Origin of the sequence: Mycobacteroides immunogenum (assembly GCF_001605725.1) — a bacterium.
In the GTDB taxonomy this organism is placed as follows: domain Bacteria; phylum Actinomycetota; class Actinomycetes; order Mycobacteriales; family Mycobacteriaceae; genus Mycobacterium; species Mycobacterium immunogenum.
In genome coordinates, this window is record NZ_CP011530.1 from 2,441,914 (window position 1) to 2,465,937 (window position 24,024).

The window sequence follows — 24,024 nt, forward strand, 5'->3', positions numbered from 1 at the left end:
GTGCGTCGACGAGCTGTTGGTGGCGGCCGGTTACTCGGAGGCCGCGGCGATGCGCCATCCGGAGGTCGATTCTTGACGACGCCAGAACTCGGCGAAACGGCCTCCTAGCTCGGTGAGTTCGGCGATCGAACCCTCCTCAACCACCTGGCCGTCGTCAATGAACAAGACGTGATCGGCATTGCGGATGGCGCTGAGCCGATGGGCGATCATCACCTTGGTGCGGACGCGCGGATCGTTACCGATAGCGTCGGTGACTGCTGTCTCATTCTCGGTGTCCAGGGCGCTCGTGGCTTCGTCGATGAGCAGAATTGGCGCGGGTTTAAGGAGGGCGCGGGCGATGCTGACGCGCTGACGCTCGCCTCCGGACAGTGCGGTGCCGGCTTCGCCGACGCGGGTTTGTTCGGCTTGCGGTAGGCGCCCGATGATTTCATCGACGCGGGCCAGTGTGATGGCTTGGTGGGCCTGTTCCTCGTTTGCGCTGGGGTGGCCGACGAGGATGTTGTCACGGATGGGGCCGTCGAAGAGGTAGGGGTGCTGGAAGATCATGCTGACTTGTGCGCGGCGGGTCGCGGGGTTGAGGCTGGTGATATCGGTTCCATCGATTAGGATTTGGCCGCTCTCGGGTTGTTGTAGGCCGGCGATGAGAGACAAGATGGTGCTTTTTCCGGAGCCCGACGGCCCGATGATAGCGGTGGTGGTGCCCGGTTCGAGAGTGAAGTTGATACCGGTGAGCACGTGTTCGCTTGTGCCGGGGTAGCGGAAGGTGACATCGCGGAATTGGATTAGAGGGGCCGGCGTTTGGGTGCAGTCGAGGGTGTGTGCGGGTTGGTCCGCGGCATCCGCGGTGATGATGGTGTTGAGGCGTTCGAAGACGGCGCGGGAGTTTTCCACAGCGCCGGCTAGGTCGGCCAGGACGGTGAAGGGTTCCAGGAATCGCACGATTACAACCATCAGTGCGACGGCCTGGGGGGCACCGATTTCACCGTGCAGTGCCAGCATTGCTGTGGTGCCGGCCAGCAGGATGAGCGCGATTTGGCTCACTACGCTAAATAGCAGTTGTCCAGGGATTTGAAATAGCAACAGACGCATGGTGGTACCGCGCGCGGCGGCGACGGCTTGGCCGGTTTGGCTACGCGCCGGTGTGACGCGTCGGCTAGCGCGCAATGCGGCTTGGGTGCGTGCGAATTCCAGAATGCGTTCGGTTAATACGCTGTGGGCCTGGGTGTCTGCCTCATCGGCCGAGCGCACTATGCGGATTCCGGCCAGCAGCGCGCCGAGTAGCAGCGGCAAGGTGATCGCGGCGGCGACCCCCAACTTCCACGAAATGAAGAACAGTCCGATAGTGATGGCTGCGGGCAGTAACGCCGCGCCGATCAGCGGGGTCAGTAGATTGGTGATGAATCCCACCAGTTCGGGCCCGCCGGATGAGATCGCCTGGCGCGCTAGGGCAGTGCGTTCGGCGGTGAACCAGCCAAGAGGGATATGGGTGAGCCGGTCGGCGACCTGGTGCTGAGAGTCGTTGAGCAGCGCGAATCCGATGCCGTAGCCGGTGCGTGCTAGCGCGGTGTCTACGATCCAGCCGCCAACGGTGACTGCGGTCAGCATTCCGAGCCAGGGCAGGGCGGCGGCCGCGGCCGCGCCGAACAGCGCGCCAAGTAGAGGCACCAAGAGCAGACAACTTGCCGCCCTTAGTGCCACCGAGGCCACCGCGAGCACGCTATATGTGTACAGGGCTCCGCGATGCGTGGACGGAATCAAGCGGATCAGGCTAGAAAGCATCAGACGTTCCCTCCGGCAAGAGCACTCGAGGGCTCGTGGCGGTGGCCCTCCCATAAACGCCGATACCGGCCATTGTGTGCGAGCAGATCGGTGTGGGTACCGGTCTCGACGATCCGACCGTGATCGAGGACCACGATTTGGTCGGCATCGGCGATGGTATGCAGGCGGTGTGCGATGACAAGTACCGTGCGATTGTCGATGAGCTTGGCCAGAGCCTGTTGCACCAGGTATTCAGATTCAGGGTCGGCGAATGCGGTGGCTTCGTCCAGTATCAGGATCGGGGTATCGGCCAGCAGTGCGCGGGCGATGGTGAGCCGTTGCTTTTCGCCGCCGGAGAGCTGTGTGTTGGTATCCAACATGGTGTCGTAGCCGTGTGGCAGCCGCAGGATTCGGTCATGGATCTGCGCGTCACGCGCCGCGGATTCGATGTCGGTGTCGGTGGCCTCCGGGAGTGCCAGCGCGATGTTCTCCCGAACCGTTCCAGCGACGAGCTGCACATCCTGGAAAACGAATCCCACCTTGGCATACAACTCATCGGGGGTGAGCGCCCGAATATCGTTGCCGTCGATGCGGATAGCGCCGCCATCGACGTCGTGGAATCGCGCCAACAACGAAGCCAACGTCGACTTGCCCGAGCCGGACGGTCCCACTAGCGCCGTCACGGTTCCGGGCCGCAACGTCACAGTCACATCATGGATGACAGGAATGCTGGGTCGATAACCAAACGTCACGCCCTCAAACGACACCGACGACGTGCCGTCGGCCGCGGCTGGTGCGTCGACTACATCAAGTTCGGTTTCGTCGAGCGCATTGGCGATGTGGCGGGCTGCCTCGAGACCGCCGCGAATACTGCCGAGTCCGTAAGCGATTCCCAGCAACCGGGCGCCAAAGGTAGTGCCGAGCACCAGGAACGGCAGCAGCGTCACGGGTTGCATGGTTCCGGACACGACGAACAACGTGCCAGTCGTGGCAATGAGCCACAGGAAGGTCGTCGGTCGGGTGACCAAGTCCATGAACGTCTTCCTCCCAATGAACGGCCGCTGCCAGTCATTGAGGAATCGGAGATAGTCGTCGAGTCGACGCTTGAATGAGGATGCCGCGGCGCCGCCGAATATGCGGATCACCGGCTGCCCTTCGAGATACGCGGTCGACTCGCCGCTCATCCGGTTTGCCCAACGTGAGGCTTCGATGATTTTCGGTCCGCTCTGGTACATCATCGCCATCATCGTCAGTAGGTAGATGAGGATCGGGATGAGCAGGATGAGCGCCATCCGCCATTCGATGACGAACAGATACACCAACACTGCGACCGGTCCGACGACGGCCGCTACGGCGTCGGGGATCGAGTGGGTAATCAGATAATGCAAGGAGATCGTGTCGTCTTGGATGAGCTTCTTGACCGGACCGGAACCGCGCTGGGTGAACCACCCCAACGGAACTCGGGAAAGCTTGTCCAACAGTCGTCGCCGGATGCTCGCGCTGAAGCGAAGGTCCACGACGTGTAACCACAGGGTGAGTGCCATTCCCAGAGTAGCGCCCAGCACCAGCAACACCACGAAGATGAATCCGGTCTGTCGCAAACGAGTTTCGTCCGCACCGGCCAGCAGCTGACGCGTCAACTCGACGAGGACAACAAAAGGTGCCAACTCGACCAGAGAGATGACCGCCTGTAACGCACCGCCGGCGATCATCTGTTTCTTGACGGGTTTCAGCAGCTCGCCAGCGCCCTGTGATCGCCATCGCCCTTGCGGGGCAGCGGGTTCGGCAATCGGTGCGGGTTGTGCCGCTGTGGATGGAAGCGTCTCCGGTTGCGTTGCTGCGTATTTCGGCGTGGCTGGCTTAGGTGCCTCGGTGTCTCCGCGGCGGCTTCCCATCGCGCGGCCGAATGTCCAGTATGCGGCGGCGTGTATCTCGGCCTTAGGGAATCCGAATTCGTCCTTCAGCCGCTTGCGTAGATGCTTAAGCGAGCCCGATTCAGAGGTCGCCCACCCGTACCAGTTGGACCAGTCGCGGCTCTCGATAGCTGCTGCCAGCGAGGTCTCATCGATGCGATCTACCCAATGCAGTTGGCGCCGGGCATGATCAGTCAAAGGTATCAACTCATCGTCGGGGCTGTGCCGCTCCAGGTACACTTCGACATCCACATCGGCGGGCAGCGCGGACATGATTGAGTTGATCGCTGGAATGGAAGCAGAGTCGCCGATCAGAAGGAATCCGGCCGGAAGATCCTCGGGCACTTCGAAACGCGCGGAACCGAAGGCCACCACCGGGATGGTCATCCCAGGTTGTGCGGACGCTGCCCACTGGCAGGCGGGGCCGGCCGGCTCATGGATGACCACATCGATGCTGAACTCGCCCACGTCCTCGTTGGTCGTGACGATCGTGTAGGCCCGTTGATGCTCGGTGGCTCCGCCGTCAGGATCAGGGAACCAGAATCGGAGCCATTCCGCCGGGGTGTGTAGGAGGTCTTCGAAGAGTGTCGGTGCGGACATAGTGATGCGTACGCAGTTCGGTGCGACGGGTGCGGTGCCGACGACTGTGGCCACGTGATCGCGCGCCCCGAGTCCGCGCAGCATCGCGCCCTGGAAGCCTCTACCCATGCTTATGTGACCTTTGTTCGTGCCCGCCTGTACTTAGTGCATGCTAACCTAAGGCGTATGGCCGGGTCAGGTGCGAACGCGGTCGGCTTCCTCGGTCGGTTCGCTGCACGGAATGTCTGTTCCGGCTATTGAGGCCCCGGCCGTCTCGATCAGGAGGGGCAGGGCACAGAGCCCGATCACGCAGGCCAGCATGAGATAGGCGGCAGGAAACAGGTCCCAGCCGGTTCTGTCCACCATGAGGTCGTTCACCAGCGGTGCGGTCCCACCGAACGCCGCGGTGGACAGGTTGTACGAGATCGCGAAGCCGGCATAGCGCACCTGGGTGGGAAACATGCAGGGGAAGGTCGCGGTGATCGTCGAGAGCTGCGGTATGTACAGCAGGCCGAGGACCGCGAAACCGACGATCGCCCAACCGAATCCCTGCCCCATGAGCCAGAACATCGGCAACGAGAGCACCAGTAGCCCGGTCAGCGAGAACAGCCACATCGGTTTGCGTCCTACGCGGTCGGACAGAGCGCCGCAGAAAGGCAGAAAAGCCATCATCGCGACTTCTCCGATGAGAATCACGATCTGCCCTTGGGTCTCGGACATGCCGAGCCTGGTCTTGAGGTACGTGGGCTGATAGCTGAGCAGGGTGTAATTGGTGATGTTGAGCGCGATCACCAGCAGCATCATCACGATCATGGGCCGCTTGTAGTCACGCACCAGATCCTTGAGCCGCTCGAAGGCCGTTTCCTGGCCCTGAGGCTCCTGTTCCTGCATTTCTTTGAACAACGGCGGGTCATCGAGCCGGCTTCGCAGATACCAGCCGATGAGCCCCATCGGAAGCGCTACCAGAAAAGGAATCCGCCAACCCCAGGCGTGCATGGCCTCATCGCTGAGGGTGGCATCCAGGACGAGGACAAAGGCTGCCCCGATGGCGAACCCGCCCAAGGTTCCGAACTCGAGGAACGAGCCGTACTTGCCGCGCTTCTTGTCCGGTGCGAATTCCGCCATGAATGTCGCCGCGCCGCCATATTCACCGCCGGTAGAGAAACCCTGGACGACGCGCAGCAGGATCAGCAGAGCCGGCGCCGCCATCCCGATGGTTGCCCAGCTGGGCAAAACACCGATCAGCGAGGTGGACAGGGCCATGAGCACGATGGTGATCGCCATGACACTCTTACGGCCCAACCGATCACCCAGCGGTCCCCAGACCATGCCCCCAAGCGGACGCAGCAGAAAGGAGATCGCGTAGCCGAGCATGGTGAACGCTGTTCCCAGCGTGGGGAAGAAGGCCTGCGTCAGGAACGTGGTGGTTGCCGCATAGACGCCATAGTCGTACCACTCGGTGGCGTTGCCCATCGCCGATGCCGTGATGGCCCGGTGCAGCTGGCGCCGGCCCTCGGATGAACGGAAGTCCGGTCTCGGAAGCGGATTGGGTTCCGTTTCACCCTGATTGGGGCCGGCGGCCGGCATCAGGAAGTGCTCGGCGGTCGGGGAGTCAGCGGGGTGAAATCTCGAGCCGCGATGTACCCCGGGCGCGGTTCGTAACCGGCAAAGGGTCGCAGCGGAGTGTTCTCCACCGAATTGAACACCAGAAACACGTTCGACCGCGGATATGGGCTGATGTTCGAGCCAGACCCGTGCATCAAGTTGCAGTCGAACCACAAGGCGTCCCCGGGCTGGCCGAGGAACAGTTCAATGCCGCTCGTCAGTGCGGCCTCCGCCAAGGTTTGTGTAGAGGGAACGCCAACCTCTTGCTCTACCAATGACTTCCGGTGGTTATCGCGGGGAGTGGCGCCGACACACGGATAGAAGGTGCGATGCGTGCCCGGCATCACCTGCAGAGTCCCGTTGTACGCGACGTTGACGGTCAGGGCGATCGAGCAGGACACCGTGCGCATCTGAGGCAGTCCGTCCTCGGTGTGCCACGTTTCGAAGTCCGAATGCCAGTAGAAGCCGCGACCCCGGAATGCGGGCATCGCGTTGATGCGTGACTGATGCAGATACACGGGCCCGCCCAGCAGCTGCTCGGCGACATCAAGCACACCTGGTGAGCACGCCACATCCATTACCACCGAACTCAAGACGTGCGCTTCGAAGATGGAGCGCACCTCCTGGGATCCGGCTTCCCGGATGATCCGCGGATCATCACCGAGTCGTGCTGGCACCCTGTCGATCTCGTTACGCAACGCGCTGACAGTGGCGTCGTAGACCGTGCTCGGCCGGATCAAGAAGCCTTGCTCGGACATTTGGGTGAGCGCTGGTGGGGCCAGCGGGCCACCATCGGTACCGCCCCACACCACGGGTTCGCTCCGGACGATCGGCGGCTGCTCGGCCTCCAGGCGGCTGGGGTAGCGATCGGTGATCGCGGGCGCGCTCATGACAGTGCGGGCGCAGCCGGGTATGCGCCGGACTCGTCGTGGACCTCCCGTCCAGTGACGGGAGGGTTGAACACACACATCATGCGCATCTCGGTGTCGGCGGAAAGCTGGTGCCGCTCATTGCCATCGAGCAGGTACATGCTGCCCGGGCCGAGGGTGAACACGTCCCCGTTCTCCAGGTTGGTCAGCGTGCCGGTGCCTGCGGTAAGCCACACGGCCTCGATGTGGTGCTGGTAGTGGAAGACGTGGACAGTGCCCGCGTCGATGGTGGTTTCGTGGAAGGAGAACCCGACTCCGTCATCCGCCAGCACGATCCGCTTGCTGTGCCAGCCTTCACCGCTGACATCGCGTTCGGTACCCGTGATCTGTTGGGTAGTACGGACGATCAAGATACTTCCTCTCTCTCGTTGTTTGTTCTGGTGTGATGTGGACTTACTGAACAGATTCCGTGATGGCTTCGCGCAGCGTGGAGATGCCGATATCGAGCTGCTCGTCGGTGGTGGTCAGTGCCGGCAGCAGTTTGACAACCTCGTCCTTGGGGCCGGACGTCTCGACCAGCAGCCCTCGCTCGAACGCGGCCCGACTCACTCGCGGTCCCCGCTCCGCATCGGCGAATGCGATGCCCTGCACCATGCCGCGGCCGCGGATCGACACTGAGTCGTCATCGGCCACCAGGGCCGTCAGTTCGTCATGCAGCCGGTCGCCCTTGCGGCGCACGTCATCGCTGAATGTGCTGTCCTGCCAATACTTCTGCAAGGTCGCGGTCGCGGTGACGAACGCGGGGTTGTTTCCGCGGAAGGTTCCGTTGTGCTCGCCGGGAGCCCACTGGTCCAGATCCGGACGGATAAGTGTCAGTGCCATCGGCAGGCCGTAGCCGCTGATGGACTTGGACAAGGTCACGATATCGGGCCGGATGCCGGCGTCCTCAAACGAGAAGAACGAACCTGTGCGGCCGCAACCCATCTGGACGTCGTCGACGATCAGGATGATCTCGCGTTTGCGGCACAGATCGGCCAGTGCCCGCAGCCATTCGGCGCGCGCGACATTGACACCACCCTCGCCCTGGACGGTCTCGACGATAACCGCGGCGGGCTTGTTGAGACCGCCGCCCTCGTCGTCGAGCACCTTCTCAAACCAATGGAAGTCCTCGGTGACGCCGCCGAAATAGTTGTCGTACGGCATGGGCGTCGAATGCACCAGCGGCACTCCGGCGCCCGCGCGCTTCATCGAGTTACCGGTCACTGCAAGCGATCCCAGTGTCATTCCGTGGAATGCGTTGGTGAAGCTGATGATCGATTCGCGCCCGGTGATGTTCCGCGCCAGCTTGAGCGCGGACTCCACGGCGTTGGTTCCGGTTGGGCCGGGGAACTGCACCTTGTAGTCCATACCGCGGGGCGCCAGGATGGTCCGCTCGAATTCTTCGAGGAACTGCTGCTTGGCGACGGTGGCCATATCGAGGCCATGGACCACGCCATCGGTGGTGAGGTAGTCGATGAGGGCGGTTTTCAGCACGGGATTGTTGTGCCCGTAGTTCAGTGCGCCGGCGCCGGCGAAGAAGTCCAAGTAGCGCTCACCGCTGGTGTCGGTGAGCCAGGATCCGGAGGCGGATACGAAGGTGGTCGGCCAGGTGCGGCAGTAGCTCCGCACCTGCGATTCGCGCTCATTGATGACCCTAGGCAGCCCGGCTTCCTGAGCGGGCAAGGTGGCGGTCATTTCTGTATCCCCTTTCGGCCCAATATTTTTAGGCACTGTTTTTTGGGTGATCTAGGTGTTTCAGCGGAGTGAGCCGGAGCAGCGGCTCGGCCTCGTGTGCGTCGGGAAACAGATCTACGCCAAATCCCGTGGATTCGGTGAGTTCCATGTCCCGCCGGCGGGCAAATCCGGCGAATAACGCACGCGAGGCGGTATTTGACTGTGTGACAGTGGTTTCCATGATCAGGGGTTCGCCCTGCGAGGTCGCAAGAGAATCCGAGAGCCAAGCCAGCATGCTGGCGGCTAATCCTTTACCACGATACGCCTCATCGACACCGACCTGCCAGATCATCAGTGAACCAGAGGGGCGAAGATATCCGGAGACAAATCCGATGGGGTCGCCGTCGACGCGTGCAACGGCCGAAGTAGAAGAAAAATCGGTGCACCACAACAGGTATGAGTATGAAGAATTGAGATCCAGCACCCCGGAATCGCGGGCTATGCGCCACATGTGGCGAGCATCCGACTGAGTCGGGTGGTTAAGCGTCCACACGGGGGTACAACGTTTTTCAGTCTGCAGTTCAGTATCGACCACTAAAAATCACCATCACGCCAACGTTTTTCGTATCAACTCGGGTTTCGTACCGTTCGACCGTAACCACATCGACACCCGAATAGCCAGGACCGGCACCGGTGAACCGCGCCAACTGATGGCGTTTGCCGAGGGTATCCGCGTGATGTGACCCTCGTCACATTATTGTGTGACTATGAGAACTTGACGGGATCTTGACGGCTACGCGCTGAGATTGCCGGAGCCAGGTCAGCTGTGGCCGGCGAAGCGGCGCTCCCAGCGGTCCGGGTCGTCGAGCATCTGTCCGGGTGGTGTGGCCCAGCATGCGGCCACCAGGTCGTAACCGTGGTGAATGAGTGCGGCGTGGGCGGGCCAGTGCGCCTCCAGCCACTCGGGCTCGTTGTGCGCGCTGTCCAGGCCCGCCCGAATCGCGCCTTCGAGTTCGAAGGACAGATCTCGGGCCTCCGCGTAGGCGGCGTCGTGTGCGGGCTGCACTCGTGCGGCCGCGACAAGTCCGAGGGCCGCGGTGCGAATCCGGGCCTCGGTGAACGTGAAGGTCCGTCGGTGCGCGCGCGGTGCGATCAGATAGATAGCGGCCATGGCCACCGCGACGCCGATCATCGTCTCGGCGAGCCGGTCGCGCACGATCGTGGTGACCGACCCCTGGAGAGTGACCATGCCCGCCGAAAGTAGTGCGATCGGGGTCACGAACATGACGGCGACCGCGTAGTTGCGTGGCAGGAAGAGCTCGGTGCAGAACTGCAGTATTGCTACCGCCGCAATGAGTGTGTACCCGGTGAGGGACAGCTGGTACAACACCGCGAAGAGGGCGAGGCCGATGATGGTTCCGGCGAAGCGGTGCAGTCCGCGCACCGTGCCATGCAGCCGGTCGGGTCCCATGTGGACGATCACGAGGGCGCTCAGGATGGCCCATTGCGGCCGGGCGAGGCCGACGGCTGCGCTGATGACCCCCGCGCCCAGGCAGGCGATCCCGACGCGCCAGGCGGTGATGGTCGCGTGTGAACGGAGCCGTATGGATCGTCGCAGCCGGTACCAGATGCTGGGCCGTACGACGAGAACATGGTCACCGGGGATGAGATGGTCGAGCACCATCTTGTTGCCGACGGCGATTTCAGTGAATCGGCGATGGGTGTCCAGCATGGTGGTCACCAGGTGTGAATCCGACTGCGTCGACAATCCGGCGTCGTGCAGGGCGGTCCATGCGGCCGAGATGGCGGCGCCGGCGCTGTGGCGCGCATCGACCGACGCGTTGCCCGGCTGGGCATAGATATCGACAGCATCGACCGCTCGCTGCGTGGCGACGCGTTCGGGTTTGCGGCGGTCGACAACGGCGCCTGTCATCGAAACAATCACCGCTGCAAGGGCTCCCAGGCTCGCGCAGGTCAGGATCCGTATCGGGCTCACACCCCATTCGGTAGCCCCGAGTGCGCCACCGCACACCAGGACAAAGAACAGCGCTCCCGGCGGACCCAGCCGTAGGGCTGCCACGGTGTACACCACCGGGACGGCGACGGCTGTCAGGGTGATGATGGTGGCTGCTTTACCGGCGGCGCCTGCGGGCGCGCCGGTGCCCACCGCCACCCCGACCGCGGTCACCAGCATCAGCGCGATACCTGCGGTTGCCACCACGGCGGCGCGCACCCGATAGGGGCGGCCTTCGCCATATAGGACCGCGAAGGCGCCGTAGGTGACGTAAAGCGCGGCGTTCGGGTAACCGGCGGCGACCACGAGTGCTCCGGGAATGGCGACGGCGGCAGCGGCGCGCAGCCCGATGCTCCAGCGCCGGCCGGCCGGAGGAGCGGAAAACAGGATGGAACGGGCCCGGGCGATCTGCGGAAGTGGATCCGGCGATTCAGGCGCGGGCGGGGTCACACGTCATTTCATACCGTGCCTATGCCGGTAGGCGCGCTGTTTACAGGCTGGGGAGCAGTAGCGCTGCGGGCGGCCCTTGCCGTGGGTGGCCAGCTGCCTACCGCAGAAACCGCAACATCCGGCTTGGCTGTCGGTGGTTTCGTCACCCATTGGGGTGGACGCGTAACAGGCGCTGCGTGCCGCGGACACCAGGTCGGTGCCGGATGCGCGGCCACGTGGGGTGCGGATGCGCAGTTCGCCGTCCAGGTATGGGCAATCCACGATGTCTTCGTTCTGGCAGCACAGCAAGTGGTTGAGGTACTCGCGAGCGCGGTCGAGTTGTTCGATCCGTGCGGAGATCTCCGCGACTTGCTCGGTGACCGCATTGCGCCAGGTATTCGGTTGAGCCGAATGGGATGTCACGACGGCGGCCTGGCGCAACGGCATCATCCCGGTGATGCAGCACAGATATGCGATGCCGATGCGTCGCAGGTCTCGCTCGGTGTAGGTGCGGCGGCCACTGTGTTGCGGTGGCGAATTGAGCACGCCTTGCTTCTCCCACCACCGCAGTGTGGACGGCGCCAGGTCATACAACGCGGCGGCTTCGCCGATGTTCACCGTGGCTTCCGTGGTGGCGGGTCTTGGCATCAAGCTCACCTCACCATTGAAACTTAGGTAACCCTAACTTGCAAGGAGTTGCCGTTGGCGCCGCATTCGGCGTGGACAGCGCCTAGCCCAAGAGGGTCTGTCCGAGGTATCCGTCTTCGACCGTGCCGGGCGGCATGACGAACACGGCGGATCCCACCGCGGTGTTCCACTGGTTGAACTCGTCCCTTTCGGATAGCCGTTGCTGTACGGGAACGAACTGCGTGGCGATATCGCGTTGGTAGGCCGCGAAAATCAGGCCCGAGTTCGACGATGTGCCGGGCAATGGCGCGTCATCGAAGTTGTATGGGCGGCGCAGGAACTTCTCGTGCGGATTGCGGTGGCGAGCAAGAGCGATATGTGAGGTGGCGGGGATTACCGGGATACCGCCGCGGGTCATCGTCAAATCGGGTTCGTCGGATTCCTTGTCGCCCGATAGGGGTGCGCCGTTGTCTGACCGCCTGCCCATGATCAAATCCCGCAGCTTGCGATCCAACTGGTCCCATCCGTCCAGATTCATGGTGATTCGCCGGAGAACCAGAAGCGTTCCGCCCCTAAGCCACTCATGGTCTTCGCCGTGATGCCACAGCAGGCTGTCCAGCTCTGGGGTGCTGGGGTTAACGGTGCCGTCGACCTGTCCCATGAGATTGCGCATCGTGCCCCCGGTGGGGTCTTCGGGGCGCGGTGTGCGGAACCCGTTCTGGCGCCACCGTTCAACGGCCAGCGAGCGCACATTCTTGAGCAGCACCCGAGCCGTGTGCGCCACCAGCAGTGGGTCCTCGGCGCAGATTTGCAGCAGTAGATCGCCTCCGCACCAACGCTTCTCGAGCCGATCTGTGGAGAACGCCGGGAAACTCCGCGCCGAGGCGGGGCAGCTGTCGGCCAGGCCGGCCTTCTCGAACACCGATGGGCCAAGCCCCGCCGTGATAGTCAATCGTGCTGTGGAGACTGCCAATTCCGGTTCGGTATCGGCCAGTGCGGGACGGCCCTGGGTCAACCTGGCCGCATCGGTGCTCCACAGCCGCAGAATCGACTTCAGGTTCTCGCGTACTGCCCGCGGATCTGTGGCGTTTCCTGGCAGCAGATCCAGTGCCAGGAACATCGCGTGTGCTTGTGGCGCAGTTGCGATCCCGGCTTGGTGTTCGCCGTAAAAAGGTTCGATGGCGGGTTCGTTGTTCGGTCGTGCCGCTTGAGATTGCGCGGACCACACCGACAGGCCGGCCCCCGCGGTGAGGGCTGCTGCCGCACCACCTCCGACGATGAGCCCGCGCCGGGACAGAGAACGAGACGTCATGGTCAGGGCTGGTAGTTCTCGTTGCCGCCTGCGAAGTCGCGGATCTGGGCGGTCATGGGCTTTGTCGAACCGTCCTGGAAGGACAGCGTGATGACAACATCCTGGCCAGGACGCAGGGGAGTGGTCAGTCCCATGAGCATCACGTGATCGCCACCAGGAGAGAGCTTGTGCTCGCCGTTGGCCGGAATGACGACCCCGCCCTCCTTGGGGCGCATCAATCCGCCGGGAGTGACCTCGTGGAGTTCCACCGACTTCGCGGCGGGTGAGGTCGCGGAGACAATGCGCGCTTCGGTGGATCCGTTGTTGTGGACCGTGCCGAACACCGAGGTCATAGACCCATCGGGTGCGGATTTGGCCCACTGGTCGGTAATGGTTACCTCGGAGGCCTGCTCGGCAGGGGTGGACTCATGCGCCGAGCAGCCGGCGAGCAATGACAGCGCGACTGCTGCCGGGATGACGATCTTCACGTTCAGCTAGTCGTGCGGATGGTGGGGAAAGTTCCGCCCGGGCTGATCACGGCGCAGCCTCAGCTCGGCGAAGAGCTGCTCGGTGGCTGACTTGGCGGCTCCGGTATCCCCGGCGATGACGGCCTCGACGAGCCTGGTGTGTTCATGCTCGAACGAGCATTCCGCGCCTATTGGATTGCCGCGCATGTAGTGGTCCATCAAGCCCAGTAGCGATTCATAAAGCTCCAGGTAGAGGGCGTTGTGACTGGCGGCGACGACGGTCCGGTGCAGTGCGATGTCGGTAGAGATGGCGTCCTCGACGTCCTGGGGTGCGACCTGCCGGGGTGTCCACAGTTCGTTGCGGCGCCGCAGCAGCGCACGCAGCTGCTCGATGTCATCTTCGTCACGTCGCTGGGCGGCGAGGCCTGCGGCGGTCACTTCCAGGGTCTGCCGCAGCTCGATGAGATCGCGATCGCTGGCGGCGGCGAAGTAGTCGGCGATGGCCGCGCCGCTGCCGCCGAGGGACAGCACATAAGTACCGGAGCCTTGGCGTCTTTCGAGCATGCCGGCATGGACCAGGGCCTGGACGGCCTCTCTAATTGTGTTGCGGGAAGTCCCGGTGAGCTCACACAATTCAGGTTCGGTAGGGATGCGAGCACCGATGGCCCAGCGTCCCGACCGAATCTCCTCGCGGAGTTGTTCGGTGACCTGGCCAATCAGTGTCTGGCGACGGACCGGCTGCATGACGGCTCATCGTAGCGTGCGGTGGATATCACGTTGAACTAATTCATCCATTCATCCTATGATTTGCCGGGCTGCTTTTGAGGAGGATGAACGGTGACCGCGACCCTGCGTGACGAAACCCATGCGATCTCGGCTTCCGCACTGAGGCGCGGGCGCTTGATGGTGCTGGCCGCGATCCTGCTCTTCGCGCTGTGCCTGCGTTCGGCGGTCACCTCGTTGAGCCCGCTGCTGACGCAGATATCGCATGAGATCGGATTCGGTTCGGCGGTCATCGGTGTGTTCGGGATGCTGCCGACTGCCATGTTCGCGGTGGCGGGACTGATTACACCCGCGCTCACCGAGAGGTTCGGCCTGGAACGCACCACGCTGGCCGCGGTCGTCGCCACCGTCATTGGGATGGCCGCGCGCACCGCGATGAACTCGACCAGCGGGCTGTTGGTGCTGTCGTGCGTGGCATTGCTCGGCATGGGCATCGGCAACGTGGTGATTCCTCCGCTGGTCAAGCGCTACTTCTCTCATCGCGTCGCGCTGATGAGCGCGGCCTACCTCACGGTGCTGCAGATCGGTACCACAGTTCCGGCCCTTACCGCGGTGCCATTGGCCCAGGCTTACGGATGGCGGTTCTCCCTGGCGGCGTGGGTGCTGGTTCCCGTCGCTGCGCTGTTGCCATGGATCGGTGTGGTCATCGCGCGGCGCGGCCACGATGTCGAAGACCATTCCGCTGATTCACATCCCGATTCTTCTGCCACCGGGCAGGTTTGGCGCTCACCGCTGGCATGGGGCATGGCCGGCATGTTTGGCATGACATCGCTGGTGACGTATTCGATGTTCACCTGGATCCCGGCGATCTTGACCTCGGCCGGTGGTAGCGCCGCGTTGGGCGGCGTGATGGTAGCGCTCTTCTCGGCAGTGGGATTCGTTGGCACGCTTGCCATCCCGCCATTGGCCGCGCGCATGCGCAATCCCTTTGGGCTGGTGATCGCGTGCCTGGTGTGCTTTCTGATCGGGTTCGCCGGACTGTTGTGGCTTCCGATGACAGCGACCGCCGTGTGGGTGATTGCGCTCGGGTTCGGTCCGTCTACCTTCCCGTTGGGGCTCACACTGGTGAATCTGCGCACCCGTACGCCGGCTGGCTCGGCCGCCCTGTCGGGCTTCACTCAGGGAGTCGGCTATGGGGTCGCGTGCCTGGGCCCCTTGCTGTTCGGCGTGCTGCACGATGTGAGCGGCGGCTGGTACGCGCCGTTCGGCCTCCTGGTTGTCGCGATCACCGTATTGGGTATCGGGGCGTTCCAGGCCTGCAAGCCCCGGATGCTGGAAGACACCTGGAACCGCGGCTGAGAGGTACTGCGAGGTACCCGTACCGGACTTGCGGCGCTTCCGGACTCACGGTAAATCCGTGACTGTGGCTACTTGTCGGTCTTTGAGGGCCGCAAAGCATTGATCGACAGCACGGCGTAAGTCGCGAGCAAGGAGCTCGCGGCGAGTGCGTTGAAGCTGAGATCCCGGGCCCTGGCGTGAGCGCCAACCGCAAGTGAGAAGTAAAGCGTCAGCATCACCAGGGTCAGTTTCGCGATCGCGGGTACTCGGGTGCCGATGAACAAGCCGGCCGCCGAGGCCCCTTTCACCAGGGGAAACAACCACCGTCCCTGCTGCGGAAACTGCACTGTGTCCAGGCATTTGGTGACGTAGTCAATGGGGCGCACACACAAGGCCGCGTCCACGGCTTGGAAGGTGGCCAGCAGGGTTAGGGCGCGCGCTTGCTGCGAAGTCTCGATCATGCGGTTAGTAGAACACATCCGAGCCGAGTTTCCTAGGGAACAGGGCAGCTTCTTGTTCCCAATCATGTTGGCATACAGGATATTTAGGTTTACCGTGCACCACGCCACGCACCGACTCGGTCGCGGGCGATGAATTCGCACGCTGTTTGCTAACAGGAAACACGTGGGCGCTAGAGGATATTCGCGTACGTTGTTCTAACTAGAGTACGTCACAGGCCGAGAATTGTTCACCTACTACTCTATGTTAACCGACTCAGAGTGTGTTAACGTCCCCAGTATGCAGCCAATGGTGGACCGCACGAACGCACAAGGACTTCTCGGAGTGGTTGCTGGAATAGTGCAAAAATCTCCGAAACTATTGGTTTTCCTTGGAGCTTTGTTTGCCATCTGCGCGGGTATCTACGGCCTGCCGGCCAGCCAACAGCTACCTGCCGGCGGCTACGACGTCCCGAACTCGGAGTCGATGCAGGCTCAGCAGATGTTGCAGGACAAGTTTGGAGTCGGCGGCAATCCGATCTACTTCACTGTGACCTCTCAGAACGGGGCTGCCGATGCCGCCGCGTTGGCCGCGGGACACCGGGTACTCACCGCGCTGAACGAATCCCCGTATATCCGGCAGGTCACCTGGTGGGGCGCAGTGCCCGCCGGCGCTGCGAACCCGCTGCTGTCCAAGGACGGTAAGACGGGGCTCGTGGCGGCCCGCCTTGAGGGGGATGACACGGATGCGCCTGCGCGCGCACGTAACCTGGCCGATCCCCTGATAGGAGATCGCGATGGTGTCTCCATTCAGGCCGGAGGGCAAGCCCTCACCTACGACGCCGGAAATAGGCAGTCGCGCGAAGACCTGATCGTCATGGAAGTCATCGCATTTCCAGTCACTTTCCTCGCGCTGGTGTGGATTTTCGGCAGTCTCGTCGCCGCGCTACTCCCGCTGGCTGTTTCCGTGTTCGCGATCGCGGGCACAACGGCGGCCCTCAGTGCTCTAAATTTAGCCACAAATGTCTCTATTTTTGGCGTTAACGTAGCTACCGCGCTCAGCTTGGCGCTTGCTATCGACTACACCTTGTTCATCGTGAGCAGGTACCGCGAAGAACAGTCGGCGGGTGCGACACCGGAGCGCGCATTCCATGTGACGATGCTGACCGCTGGGCGAACCGTGCTGTACTCGGCGCTGACGATGGCGTGTACGGTCGCGGTGATGCTGGTTTTCCCTCAGTATTTGCTGAAATCCCTCGCATACGCCAGCTTGTTGAGCGTTCTCCTATCTTTGATAGGTGCTCTGGTTCTAGCTCCTTCTTTGCTATTGATCCTGGGCCACAGGCTGGAGCGTTTCGACATACGCAAGGGGTTCGGCAACCTTTTCAAAACCGGCAAGGTTGGTTCACAGGCAACCAGCGATCGTGTTTGGGCTCGTATCGCCGCTTTTTCCACCAACCGGCCCATTATTGTGGTGGTAATGGTGGGAGCTATCCTTCTGCTACTAGGGCTACCGGTCCTCGGGATAAAGATTGCGTATCCCGATGACCGTGTTCTGCCGGCATCGCAGACGGCGCGTTTAGCGGGCGATATTGTGCGCACTGAATTCAGTCAGAATTTCACGGCGGATACGCGAATTCTGATTGGAGACAATGCGCCGTCGCGTGCAACCATCGACGACTACGCGATGAAGATCTCTCAAATCCACGGAATTCAATCGGTCAGTGCCCCGAATGCGACATTTGTAGACGGCCATCGAGTGGGCCCCGGCGATGCCGGGCGGGCAGGTATTGACGGCACCGGTGCCTATATCTCCTTGAGTACGGATACCGATCCGTTCAGTGATCTGGGCAAGCGGCAGCTGGAGGCCATTAAGAGTGTGCCCGCGCCCGGCCCAGTGCTCGTGGACAGCTTGGCTCAGCGGAACCTGGACAACATCGGCGGGATCACGGACCGGCTGCCGTTGGTCATGGCCGCCATCGCAGTGGTGACATTCGTGCTGATCTTCCTGATGACGGGCAGTGTGATCTTGCCCATAAAGGCACTGGTGATGAATCTGCTGTCGCTGTGTGTGGCCTTTGGTGCCTTGGTGTGGATCTTCCAGGATGGGCACCTGGGTGGCCTGGGTACCGTCGCCACCGGCCACTTCACCGCGTTCATCCCGCCGCTACTTGCTTGTATCGCCTACGCACTGGCCATCGACTACGAAATATTCGTTCTCTCGCGGATTCGCGAAGCTTGGCTGGTCTTGCCCGACAACACCCCGAACCGCAACAAACAGGCAGTGGCGTTCGGGCTCATTCGCACAGGCCGAATCGTTACGGCCGCGGCCACCGTGATGATCGTGGTGTTCATCGCTATCAGCGCAGGCCAAGTGGCATTCATGCGGGGTCTCGGAGTTGGCCTGGCTGTTGGTGTGGCAGTGGACGCATTTCTGGTCCGCCCATTGCTGGTTCCAGCGTTCATGCAGCTGATGGGACGACTGAACTGGTGGGCACCGGGTCCTCTTGCCCGCTGGCATCAGCGCTGGGGTCTGGTCGAAGAGCCGGAAATTGCCGCCGAACCGGTAGTGGCACGCGAGCCGGACCCGGTGCGCTAGCGGCCTGTTGGCCGCATTGGGCCCTAGGGGGGCGCGCACACTCAGGCGGTGGCCCACCGAGTATCGGTCAATGCGCTGCGCAACGACTTGGACGGCGCCACCCTGAGCTCGTCATAGAGAAGCTTCTGCACCTGGCGAAAGATGTGGGCGGCTTCGGCATGGCGGCCGAGCATGCGGAGAGCCACGATGTGGCTCTCCCAGATCTTCTCGTTGTACGGCATCTCCAATGTGAACTGGTGAGCGACAACCGCAGCCTTGTGGAAACGCTGCAACGCCAGGTAGCAGTCGAGCAAGACTTCCTGGGCAAGCTCCTTGTGGGAGTTCAGCTCACGCAGGAACCCCTGTGCCCGGGCACTTTCGGGCATGGCGGCAAACGGAACGCCCCGCCACTGTGCCAGTGCGTTCTCCAGCATTGCCACGGCAATGGAAGGAACCTTGGTTTGCAATGTGACGGCTTCATTTACCGAGTCGATAAATTGATGCGCGTCTACATCTCGGCGGTGAATATCGAGGAAATAGCCGGATCGGCCTGCTGTTTGCAGAATATCGGAAGTCGCGCCTTCGGTATGGAGCCATTGTCTTAAACGGCGTACATGGGCATGTAATGCGTTGATTGTATCTTTAGTAGTCTCATTAAGACCGAGTTCCTCAATCAATTCATCACGCTGCATGACCTCCCGCGGACGAATGGCGAGCAATGCCAACGCGCACTGAAGTCTTACCCCTGATGGGATGCAGATTCGGTCGGTGACCCTTACCTGAACGGGTCCCAACAGATCGATTTGTGCATGCATCGATAAGGCCCCCTACAGCTACCAGGTTTGGTTAAACCCATGGTCATGTTTGCGTATTGAGCTTAGCCGTAAACGAAACCCATGTCATCTTGAGGATCGGCCAGGCGGTGTCGGGAAAATGACTCTGACAAGTAGCTGCACTGCACCTGTAGTACCTATATCGACCATTTCAGAGACAAGTCAGCATCGTTTCAGAGGGCTCTGGCACTGTCCTGCCGAAGGTCGGAAGAGAACCACGGACAGAAGGGCACACATGACGATCAGCGACACCGCGCCCGCGGCGACACTGGTCTCCTACGGGAGCTATATCGGTGGCGAACAAGTAACTGACGACCGGTGGATATACGTTGCTGACCCACGTGCAGTGCTTGAAGATTCGTTTGCTACTTTGACTCTGAAGCGACGGTTGGACTCCGGTGAGCAGCAGTACAGCCCGGACATGACGGGCATCGTGGGCCGAGTCGCCGTCGGCACGGACGCGCAGATGCGCGCCGCCATCGCGGCCGCGGCCCGGGCCGCCAAGGTATGGCGCGCGGCCCCACTGCAGGTGCGGGTGGATGACTTCCTCGCGCACCTGGGTGCGCAGATTCTCGGCCAGCGGGAGAAAATCGAGCAGATGGCCCTGTATGAGGGTCATCCCCGGGAACTGGTGAAATGGGAAGTCTCGGGCTGGCTGGCCACCACGACCCCGCAGTCCAGAGACTTTTACCGCAGCCAGCTGTGGTACGAGACGTTCGACGGGGACTCACGGCGCATCGTGCGCCGCTGCGCCGACGGCGTGGTGTGCATCAATCCGCCGGCGAACGCGCCCATGTCCAGCGCAATGCTCGCGGCCACCAGTGTGATGGCGGGCAACGCCGTGGTTATCCGTGCGCCCAGGTCTGTACCGCTGGGTGTCTTCTACAGCATGATCGAGATCATCGCCCCTGTCCTCGAGGCTGTCGGGGCGCCCGTGGGCACGATCAACGTGGTCTGCTCCGAGCCGGCACCGGCTTTCGAGCAATGGTTGGACAGTCCGCTGGTCAACGACATCATGTACTTCGGGGCGGTCGAGCCCGGGCTCGAAATCGAGCGCCAGTGCGTGGCGGCAGGTAAGAAGCCGATCCTCGAACTGGCCGGCAACGATGTCGTCGTGGTGTGGTCGGACGCCAATCTGGACTACGCTTCTGATGCTCTCCTCGAGGCGTTCTTTGGCTCCGGACAGCTCTGCATGATTCCCAATCTTGTTGTAGCTCATCCTGATATTGCCGATGATCTCATCGCTCTGGTCATCGCGAAGGCTGCGGCCATCCGGATTGGATACCCCGACGAAGACGGTGTGCTGTTATCTCCGGTGCTGCGGCACGACAAGTTCCACAGCGTCCTGGGCGACGCTCTGGACAACGGGGCTCAGTTGTTGGCCGGTGGCGGTAGCGTGCATGTCGACGGCTCTCCGTCGGAGACCGGAATGTTTTTGCAGCCCACGGTTATCCGTGTCGATGGGCTGAAAAACTCACGCAGAGTAAAGGCTGTCGAACACGAGACCTTCTTTCCCTTGCTGCCGATCGTGGTGCCGGACGGCAGCGACGGCGACTTCACCGTCTCGACGGTCGTCGACTTTGTGAACACGAACCTGTATGGGCTGCGCAACTCACTATGGTCAAGTAGCGCAACGATTATCGATACGTACGTGGCGAACGTCACCAATACCGGCATCATCAAGGTGAACGAATCGCATATCGCGTTCGGTGCGCCGCTGCCCACGCATGGTGGAACCGCCCTGACGGGTGGGGCATTCGGCGAGGCGAACTATCCGGCCCTGCGCACTTCCCACATCCAGGGTGTGGCGATCTCCTACACCCCGCATCCGCCGCGGCACTACAAGGAGCAGTCATGATCCTGGAAACCACCGGTACCGCGTACGAAATCACGGAGAATCTGTTGCCGGGAATCCTCGACGCGCTCGCGGAGGACCCCCTGCGTGAGCTGGAGTCGCCGGGTAGCCGCGGAATCGAGATTTTCCGCAAGTTCAATGGGCCTGCGCTGGTCATCCCCACGGCACATTCCGGGGTCGGCGCCACCCCCTTGGAAACGGTGGCGGTGATGCGTGCGATCGCCACCAAATCGCCATCGCTGGCGGTAGCGACCGCGATGCACCATTTTTCGGTCGCTACGTTGTTTACCTTGGCAGATAGCCTGCAGGCCAGCGGATTTGAATGGGCGATGCTGGAGGTGATCGCATCCCAGCGCATGCTGGTCTCCTCTGCCTTCGCCGAGGGCAGTCCAGGGCAGAGCGTGATCTCGCCGACTGTCACGGCCCGGCGGGCGGCAGGCGGTGTGATAGTCAACGGTTCCAAAAAGCCCTGCAGTCTTTCGGCATCCATGGACTTTTTGTCAATGAGCATGGCTCTACCAGCCCAAAACGGAGCTGCCCCGGAGACTGTCTTCGCGCTGATCCCCGCGCAAACCGAAGGCGTCACTATTCATCCGTTCTGGGGTACGGACATCCTGGCCGGCGCGGAAAGCGATGAAGTCCGTCTCACCGACGTGTTCATCGACGACCAACTGACGGTGCCGGCCAACAACGAGGGTGGCGCCCTGGATTTGTTGCAGACGATCGGATTCGTCTGGTTTGAGCTGTTGATCACCAGCTGCTACCTGGGGGCGGCTACCGCCCTGGCGGAGAAGGTGTTCCAGCGACGCCGGGCCTCGTCGAGCGTGCTATCGGAGCTGTCGGTACGTCTGGAGACGGCTACCTTGCTGCTGGAGAGAGTCGCGATGCATTTGCAGTACGAAACGGTGGACAACCGTTCCTTGGTGGGCGCCCTCCAAGCCCGTTACGGTGCGCAGGACGCCATTCGTGATGCCGCGGCGCTATCCGTGGAAGCCCTTGGCGGAATCGGCTTTATCAGCTCGAACGACATCGCCTACCTGTCGAGCGTCTGCCAATGTGCGCCCTTCCATCCGCCCTCACGGCTATCGCTGGCCGACGCTCTGGCGCGCGCGGTCATCGGCGAACCGCTGCGCCTGGACTAGGGGAGAGGACACCAGCATGTCAGTAACAGCAAGGCCGCAGGCGCCGACTGCCGCGCATATCGCCCGGATATACAAAACGCATCTCAGCAGTGGCCGCGCCACCTTGGGCGACATATTCGGTGGCCACATCGAAACATCCTCCGACGGAGCCTGGCTCACCACCGCGGAAGGTGTGCGTTTCCTCAATGCCGGTGGATACGGCGTCGCCCTCGCCGGATATCGGCACCCGGTCATCGTCGAGCACATCCGTCGACAGCTGGATCACCATCCGGTGTCCTCCCGCATGTTCTACGAACCGGCCGCCGCCGAAGCCGCGGCCGCACTGGCCGCCATCACCCCCAACGGTCTCGACCGCATTCACTTCGCGTGCTCGGGTGCCGAGGCCACCGAGGCCGCCATGAAACTCGCACGCCTGAACGGGTGCCGGCGGTTCATTTCGATGACGGGCGGCTACCACGGAAAAACGCTGGGCGCACTGTCCTTAACGGCGCGGGAGGTGTTCCAGGCCCCGTTCCGGCCGCTGTTGCCCGGAGTGAGTCATGTGCCGTACGGAGATATCGGGGCACTGCGCACCGAACTTGCGATGAGCACGGCGCGCGCGTGCGTGATCGTTGAACCGGTACAGGGCGAGGCCGGCGTCATCATTCCCCCCAGCGGGTATCTGGCGGGTCTGCGTGCGGTATGCGACGAGTACGGGGCGCTGCTGGTCGCCGACGAGATCCAAACCGGACTCGGCCGGCTTGGGCAGTGGTGGGGCGTGGACCGGGAGCATGTCATTCCCGATATCTTGTTGTCCGGCAAGATGCTTGGTGGTGGAGTGATGCCTGTCTCGGCGGCCATCACCACTACCGAGTGTTTCCGCCAGCTCGACCGCGACCCCTATCTGCACACCTCGACATTCTCGACCAGCCCGCTGGGCATGGCAGCGGTCAGCGGGGCGCTGCGCGTAATTGCCGAGGAGGGACTCGTCGCACGGGCCGCGGCGCTCGGGCAGATTCTCCTGGACAGGATCAGTGCGGCAAGCGCGCAGTGGTTCGCCCCCGAGCACGTGCAGGTGCGCGGCCGCGGATTACTGATCGGTATCGAGTTCGCAGACGCCTCGATCGTGGGGGACCTGTTGATCGAGCTCATCAGCAACAACATCATCGTCAACCACTCACTGAATTCTGATCACGTCCTGCGGTTGACACCGCCGGCCGTCATCTCCGATGAGGATGTCGAATTTCTCATCCAGGGCTACCAGAACGCGATTGAGCGGGTGGCCGTCCGTGCCAAGGCAGCGCTGCCCGGCTGATCACACATAAGCACACAGAAGTAGGAAGGACAGCTCATGCGTACCGCACAACTGATCGTCGACTCCAGCTCCCATCCCGATGAGGCGTATCGCGCCATCGCTCAATTCGAGGAGTACCCCCAATACGTCGAGGACATCTCCTCGATCACCGTGCGATCGGACGACCCGAGCGCCCTGGTGCCGGAAACCACCTACAGCGACTGGGAAGTGATTTTCCGCAATGGCCCACTGCGCTGGACCGAGGTCGACTACCACAACCCCGTTGACCGCAGCATCGCCTTCGAACAGCTATCAGGTGACTTTGAGGTTTTCCGGGGCAGATGGCTGGTGGAACCCGGCCCGGTCGGATCCCGGGTCAGTTTCGAAGTCACCTTCGACTTCGGGATTCCCAGCCTGGCAGGGGTTCTCGAGCCCATCGCCGAACGTGTACTCAAAGAGAGCATCTTCACCATAATGTCCCGCACCATCGCCGACGTGCGGCCGGTGACCCGCGAGAGCCTGGGACTGGCCGCCGAATCCGTCGCCGCGCGCTGACCCCAACTCCTACGAAAAGAATTAG

At 62.3% G+C, this 24,024-nt stretch carries 20 protein-coding genes; 6 read left to right on the plus strand and 14 right to left on the minus strand.

The annotated features are described in order from the left end of the window. Positions 1–30 precede the first annotated feature (30 nt). The 12 genes from ABG82_RS11950 to ABG82_RS12010 all read right to left on the minus strand — a co-directional run bounded on the left by ABG82_RS11950 (position 31) and on the right by ABG82_RS12010 (position 14,009). The gene (locus tag ABG82_RS11950) at positions 31–1,779 is read right to left on the minus strand and encodes an ABC transporter ATP-binding protein (protein ID WP_043078552.1); all 1,749 of its coding nucleotides are present in this window, start codon (positions 1,777–1,779) and stop codon (positions 31–33) included. Continuing rightward, a complete protein-coding gene (locus ABG82_RS11955) occupies positions 1,779–4,379 on the minus strand; it encodes an ABC transporter ATP-binding protein/permease (RefSeq protein WP_043078553.1) in 2,601 nt (866 codons plus the stop codon). The genes ABG82_RS11950 and ABG82_RS11955 overlap by 1 nt, the downstream gene beginning before the upstream one ends. Positions 4,380–4,445: 66 nt before the next feature. After that, positions 4,446–5,723: an MFS transporter gene (locus tag ABG82_RS11960; protein ID WP_043078613.1), complete on the minus strand. Its 1,278-nt coding sequence runs from the start codon at positions 5,721–5,723 to the stop codon at positions 4,446–4,448. Between the two features lie 113 nt (positions 5,724–5,836). After that, positions 5,837–6,745, minus strand: coding sequence for an ectoine hydroxylase (gene thpD / locus ABG82_RS11965; RefSeq protein WP_043078554.1), 909 nt, complete (start codon positions 6,743–6,745; stop codon positions 5,837–5,839). Then, positions 6,742–7,134 carry an ectoine synthase gene (locus ABG82_RS11970; protein WP_043078555.1) on the minus strand — a complete coding sequence of 131 codons (393 nt, stop codon included), beginning with the start codon at positions 7,132–7,134 and terminating at the stop codon, positions 6,742–6,744. Before ABG82_RS11970 ends, thpD begins: the two co-directional genes overlap by 4 nt. 43 nt (positions 7,135–7,177) lie before the next feature. Beyond that, the gene (ectB, locus tag ABG82_RS11975) at positions 7,178–8,458 is read right to left on the minus strand and encodes a diaminobutyrate--2-oxoglutarate transaminase (RefSeq protein ID WP_043078556.1); all 1,281 of its coding nucleotides are present in this window, start codon (positions 8,456–8,458) and stop codon (positions 7,178–7,180) included. A gap of 28 nt (positions 8,459–8,486) precedes the next feature. Further along, positions 8,487–8,990, minus strand: coding sequence for a diaminobutyrate acetyltransferase (gene ectA / locus ABG82_RS11980; protein WP_264031482.1), 504 nt, complete (start codon positions 8,988–8,990; stop codon positions 8,487–8,489). Between the two features lie 267 nt (positions 8,991–9,257). Beyond that, the gene (locus ABG82_RS11990) at positions 9,258–10,901 is read right to left on the minus strand and encodes an FUSC family protein (RefSeq protein WP_043078558.1); all 1,644 of its coding nucleotides are present in this window, start codon (positions 10,899–10,901) and stop codon (positions 9,258–9,260) included. A 3-nt stretch (positions 10,902–10,904) separates the two neighbouring features. Further along, positions 10,905–11,528 (minus strand): MerR family transcriptional regulator, encoded by a 624-nt coding sequence (locus ABG82_RS11995; protein ID WP_043078559.1) that lies wholly within the window; start codon positions 11,526–11,528, stop codon positions 10,905–10,907. Between the two features lie 82 nt (positions 11,529–11,610). Further along, the gene (locus ABG82_RS12000; RefSeq protein WP_043078560.1) at positions 11,611–12,819 is read right to left on the minus strand and encodes a Dyp-type peroxidase; all 1,209 of its coding nucleotides are present in this window, start codon (positions 12,817–12,819) and stop codon (positions 11,611–11,613) included. A gap of 2 nt (positions 12,820–12,821) precedes the next feature. Continuing rightward, positions 12,822–13,286, minus strand: a complete 465-nt coding sequence (locus ABG82_RS12005) for a copper chaperone PCu(A)C (RefSeq protein ID WP_043078561.1) — start codon at positions 13,284–13,286, stop codon at positions 12,822–12,824. Between the two features lie 6 nt (positions 13,287–13,292). Then, entirely contained in the window at positions 13,293–14,009 is a 717-nt protein-coding gene (locus ABG82_RS12010; RefSeq protein ID WP_043078562.1) for a FadR/GntR family transcriptional regulator, read from the minus strand. Positions 14,010–14,102: 93 nt separating this feature from the next. On the opposite strand from ABG82_RS12010, the gene ABG82_RS12015 reads away from it, so the two are divergent. Then, the gene (locus ABG82_RS12015; RefSeq protein ID WP_043078563.1) at positions 14,103–15,347 is read left to right on the plus strand and encodes a CynX/NimT family MFS transporter; all 1,245 of its coding nucleotides are present in this window, start codon (positions 14,103–14,105) and stop codon (positions 15,345–15,347) included. A gap of 68 nt (positions 15,348–15,415) precedes the next feature. Here the strand turns inward: ABG82_RS12015 and ABG82_RS12020 are convergent, their stop codons facing one another. Beyond that, positions 15,416–15,787: a DoxX family protein gene (locus ABG82_RS12020; RefSeq protein ID WP_043078564.1), complete on the minus strand. Its 372-nt coding sequence runs from the start codon at positions 15,785–15,787 to the stop codon at positions 15,416–15,418. A 286-nt stretch (positions 15,788–16,073) separates the two neighbouring features. On the opposite strand from ABG82_RS12020, the gene ABG82_RS12025 reads away from it, so the two are divergent. Beyond that, entirely contained in the window at positions 16,074–18,362 is a 2,289-nt protein-coding gene (locus tag ABG82_RS12025; RefSeq protein ID WP_043078565.1) for an MMPL family transporter, read from the plus strand. 41 nt (positions 18,363–18,403) lie between these two features. Here ABG82_RS12025 and ABG82_RS12030 read toward each other — a convergent pair whose 3' ends face one another. Continuing rightward, positions 18,404–19,156, minus strand: coding sequence for an AfsR/SARP family transcriptional regulator (locus ABG82_RS12030; RefSeq protein WP_043078566.1), 753 nt, complete (start codon positions 19,154–19,156; stop codon positions 18,404–18,406). 253 nt (positions 19,157–19,409) lie between these two features. Between ABG82_RS12030 and ABG82_RS12035 the strand changes: the two genes are divergently transcribed. Genes ABG82_RS12035 through ABG82_RS12050 form a run of 4 tightly spaced genes read left to right on the plus strand, consistent with a single transcriptional unit; the run spans position 19,410 to position 23,999 of the window. Continuing rightward, positions 19,410–21,032: an aldehyde dehydrogenase family protein gene (locus tag ABG82_RS12035; protein ID WP_043078567.1), complete on the plus strand. Its 1,623-nt coding sequence runs from the start codon at positions 19,410–19,412 to the stop codon at positions 21,030–21,032. Continuing rightward, positions 21,029–22,171, plus strand: coding sequence for an acyl-CoA dehydrogenase family protein (locus ABG82_RS12040; protein WP_043078568.1), 1,143 nt, complete (start codon positions 21,029–21,031; stop codon positions 22,169–22,171). Before ABG82_RS12035 ends, ABG82_RS12040 begins: the two co-directional genes overlap by 4 nt. A gap of 16 nt (positions 22,172–22,187) precedes the next feature. Beyond that, positions 22,188–23,465 carry an aspartate aminotransferase family protein gene (locus tag ABG82_RS12045; protein WP_043078569.1) on the plus strand — a complete coding sequence of 426 codons (1,278 nt, stop codon included), beginning with the start codon at positions 22,188–22,190 and terminating at the stop codon, positions 23,463–23,465. Between the two features lie 36 nt (positions 23,466–23,501). Further along, the gene (locus ABG82_RS12050; RefSeq protein ID WP_043078570.1) at positions 23,502–23,999 is read left to right on the plus strand and encodes an SRPBCC family protein; all 498 of its coding nucleotides are present in this window, start codon (positions 23,502–23,504) and stop codon (positions 23,997–23,999) included. The last annotated feature ends 25 nt before the right edge of the window (positions 24,000–24,024 follow it).

Coding starts and splice junctions, on each gene's coding strand:
- ABG82_RS12020 (WP_043078564.1), bottom strand. CDS start 15,787: ATGATCGAGACTTCGCAGCAAGCGCGCGCCCTAACCCTGCTGGCCACC.
- ABG82_RS12030 (WP_043078566.1), bottom strand. CDS start 19,156: ATGCATGCACAAATCGATCTGTTGGGACCCGTTCAGGTAAGGGTCACC.
- ABG82_RS12035 (WP_043078567.1), top strand. CDS start 19,410: ATGACGATCAGCGACACCGCGCCCGCGGCGACACTGGTCTCCTACGGG.
- ABG82_RS11950 (WP_043078552.1), bottom strand. CDS start 1,779: ATGCTTTCTAGCCTGATCCGCTTGATTCCGTCCACGCATCGCGGAGCC.
- ABG82_RS12000 (WP_043078560.1), bottom strand. CDS start 12,819: ATGACGTCTCGTTCTCTGTCCCGGCGCGGGCTCATCGTCGGAGGTGGT.
- ABG82_RS12040 (WP_043078568.1), top strand. CDS start 21,029: ATGATCCTGGAAACCACCGGTACCGCGTACGAAATCACGGAGAATCTG.
- ABG82_RS12010 (WP_043078562.1), bottom strand. CDS start 14,009: ATGCAGCCGGTCCGTCGCCAGACACTGATTGGCCAGGTCACCGAACAA.
- ABG82_RS11995 (WP_043078559.1), bottom strand. CDS start 11,528: ATGCCAAGACCCGCCACCACGGAAGCCACGGTGAACATCGGCGAAGCC.
- ABG82_RS12045 (WP_043078569.1), top strand. CDS start 22,188: ATGTCAGTAACAGCAAGGCCGCAGGCGCCGACTGCCGCGCATATCGCC.
- ABG82_RS11960 (WP_043078613.1), bottom strand. CDS start 5,723: ATGGGCAACGCCACCGAGTGGTACGACTATGGCGTCTATGCGGCAACC.
- ABG82_RS12050 (WP_043078570.1), top strand. CDS start 23,502: ATGCGTACCGCACAACTGATCGTCGACTCCAGCTCCCATCCCGATGAG.
- ABG82_RS12025 (WP_043078565.1), top strand. CDS start 16,074: ATGGTGGACCGCACGAACGCACAAGGACTTCTCGGAGTGGTTGCTGGA.
- thpD (WP_043078554.1), bottom strand. CDS start 6,745: ATGAGCGCGCCCGCGATCACCGATCGCTACCCCAGCCGCCTGGAGGCC.
- ectB (WP_043078556.1), bottom strand. CDS start 8,458: ATGACCGCCACCTTGCCCGCTCAGGAAGCCGGGCTGCCTAGGGTCATC.
- ABG82_RS11955 (WP_043078553.1), bottom strand. CDS start 4,379: ATGGGTAGAGGCTTCCAGGGCGCGATGCTGCGCGGACTCGGGGCGCGC.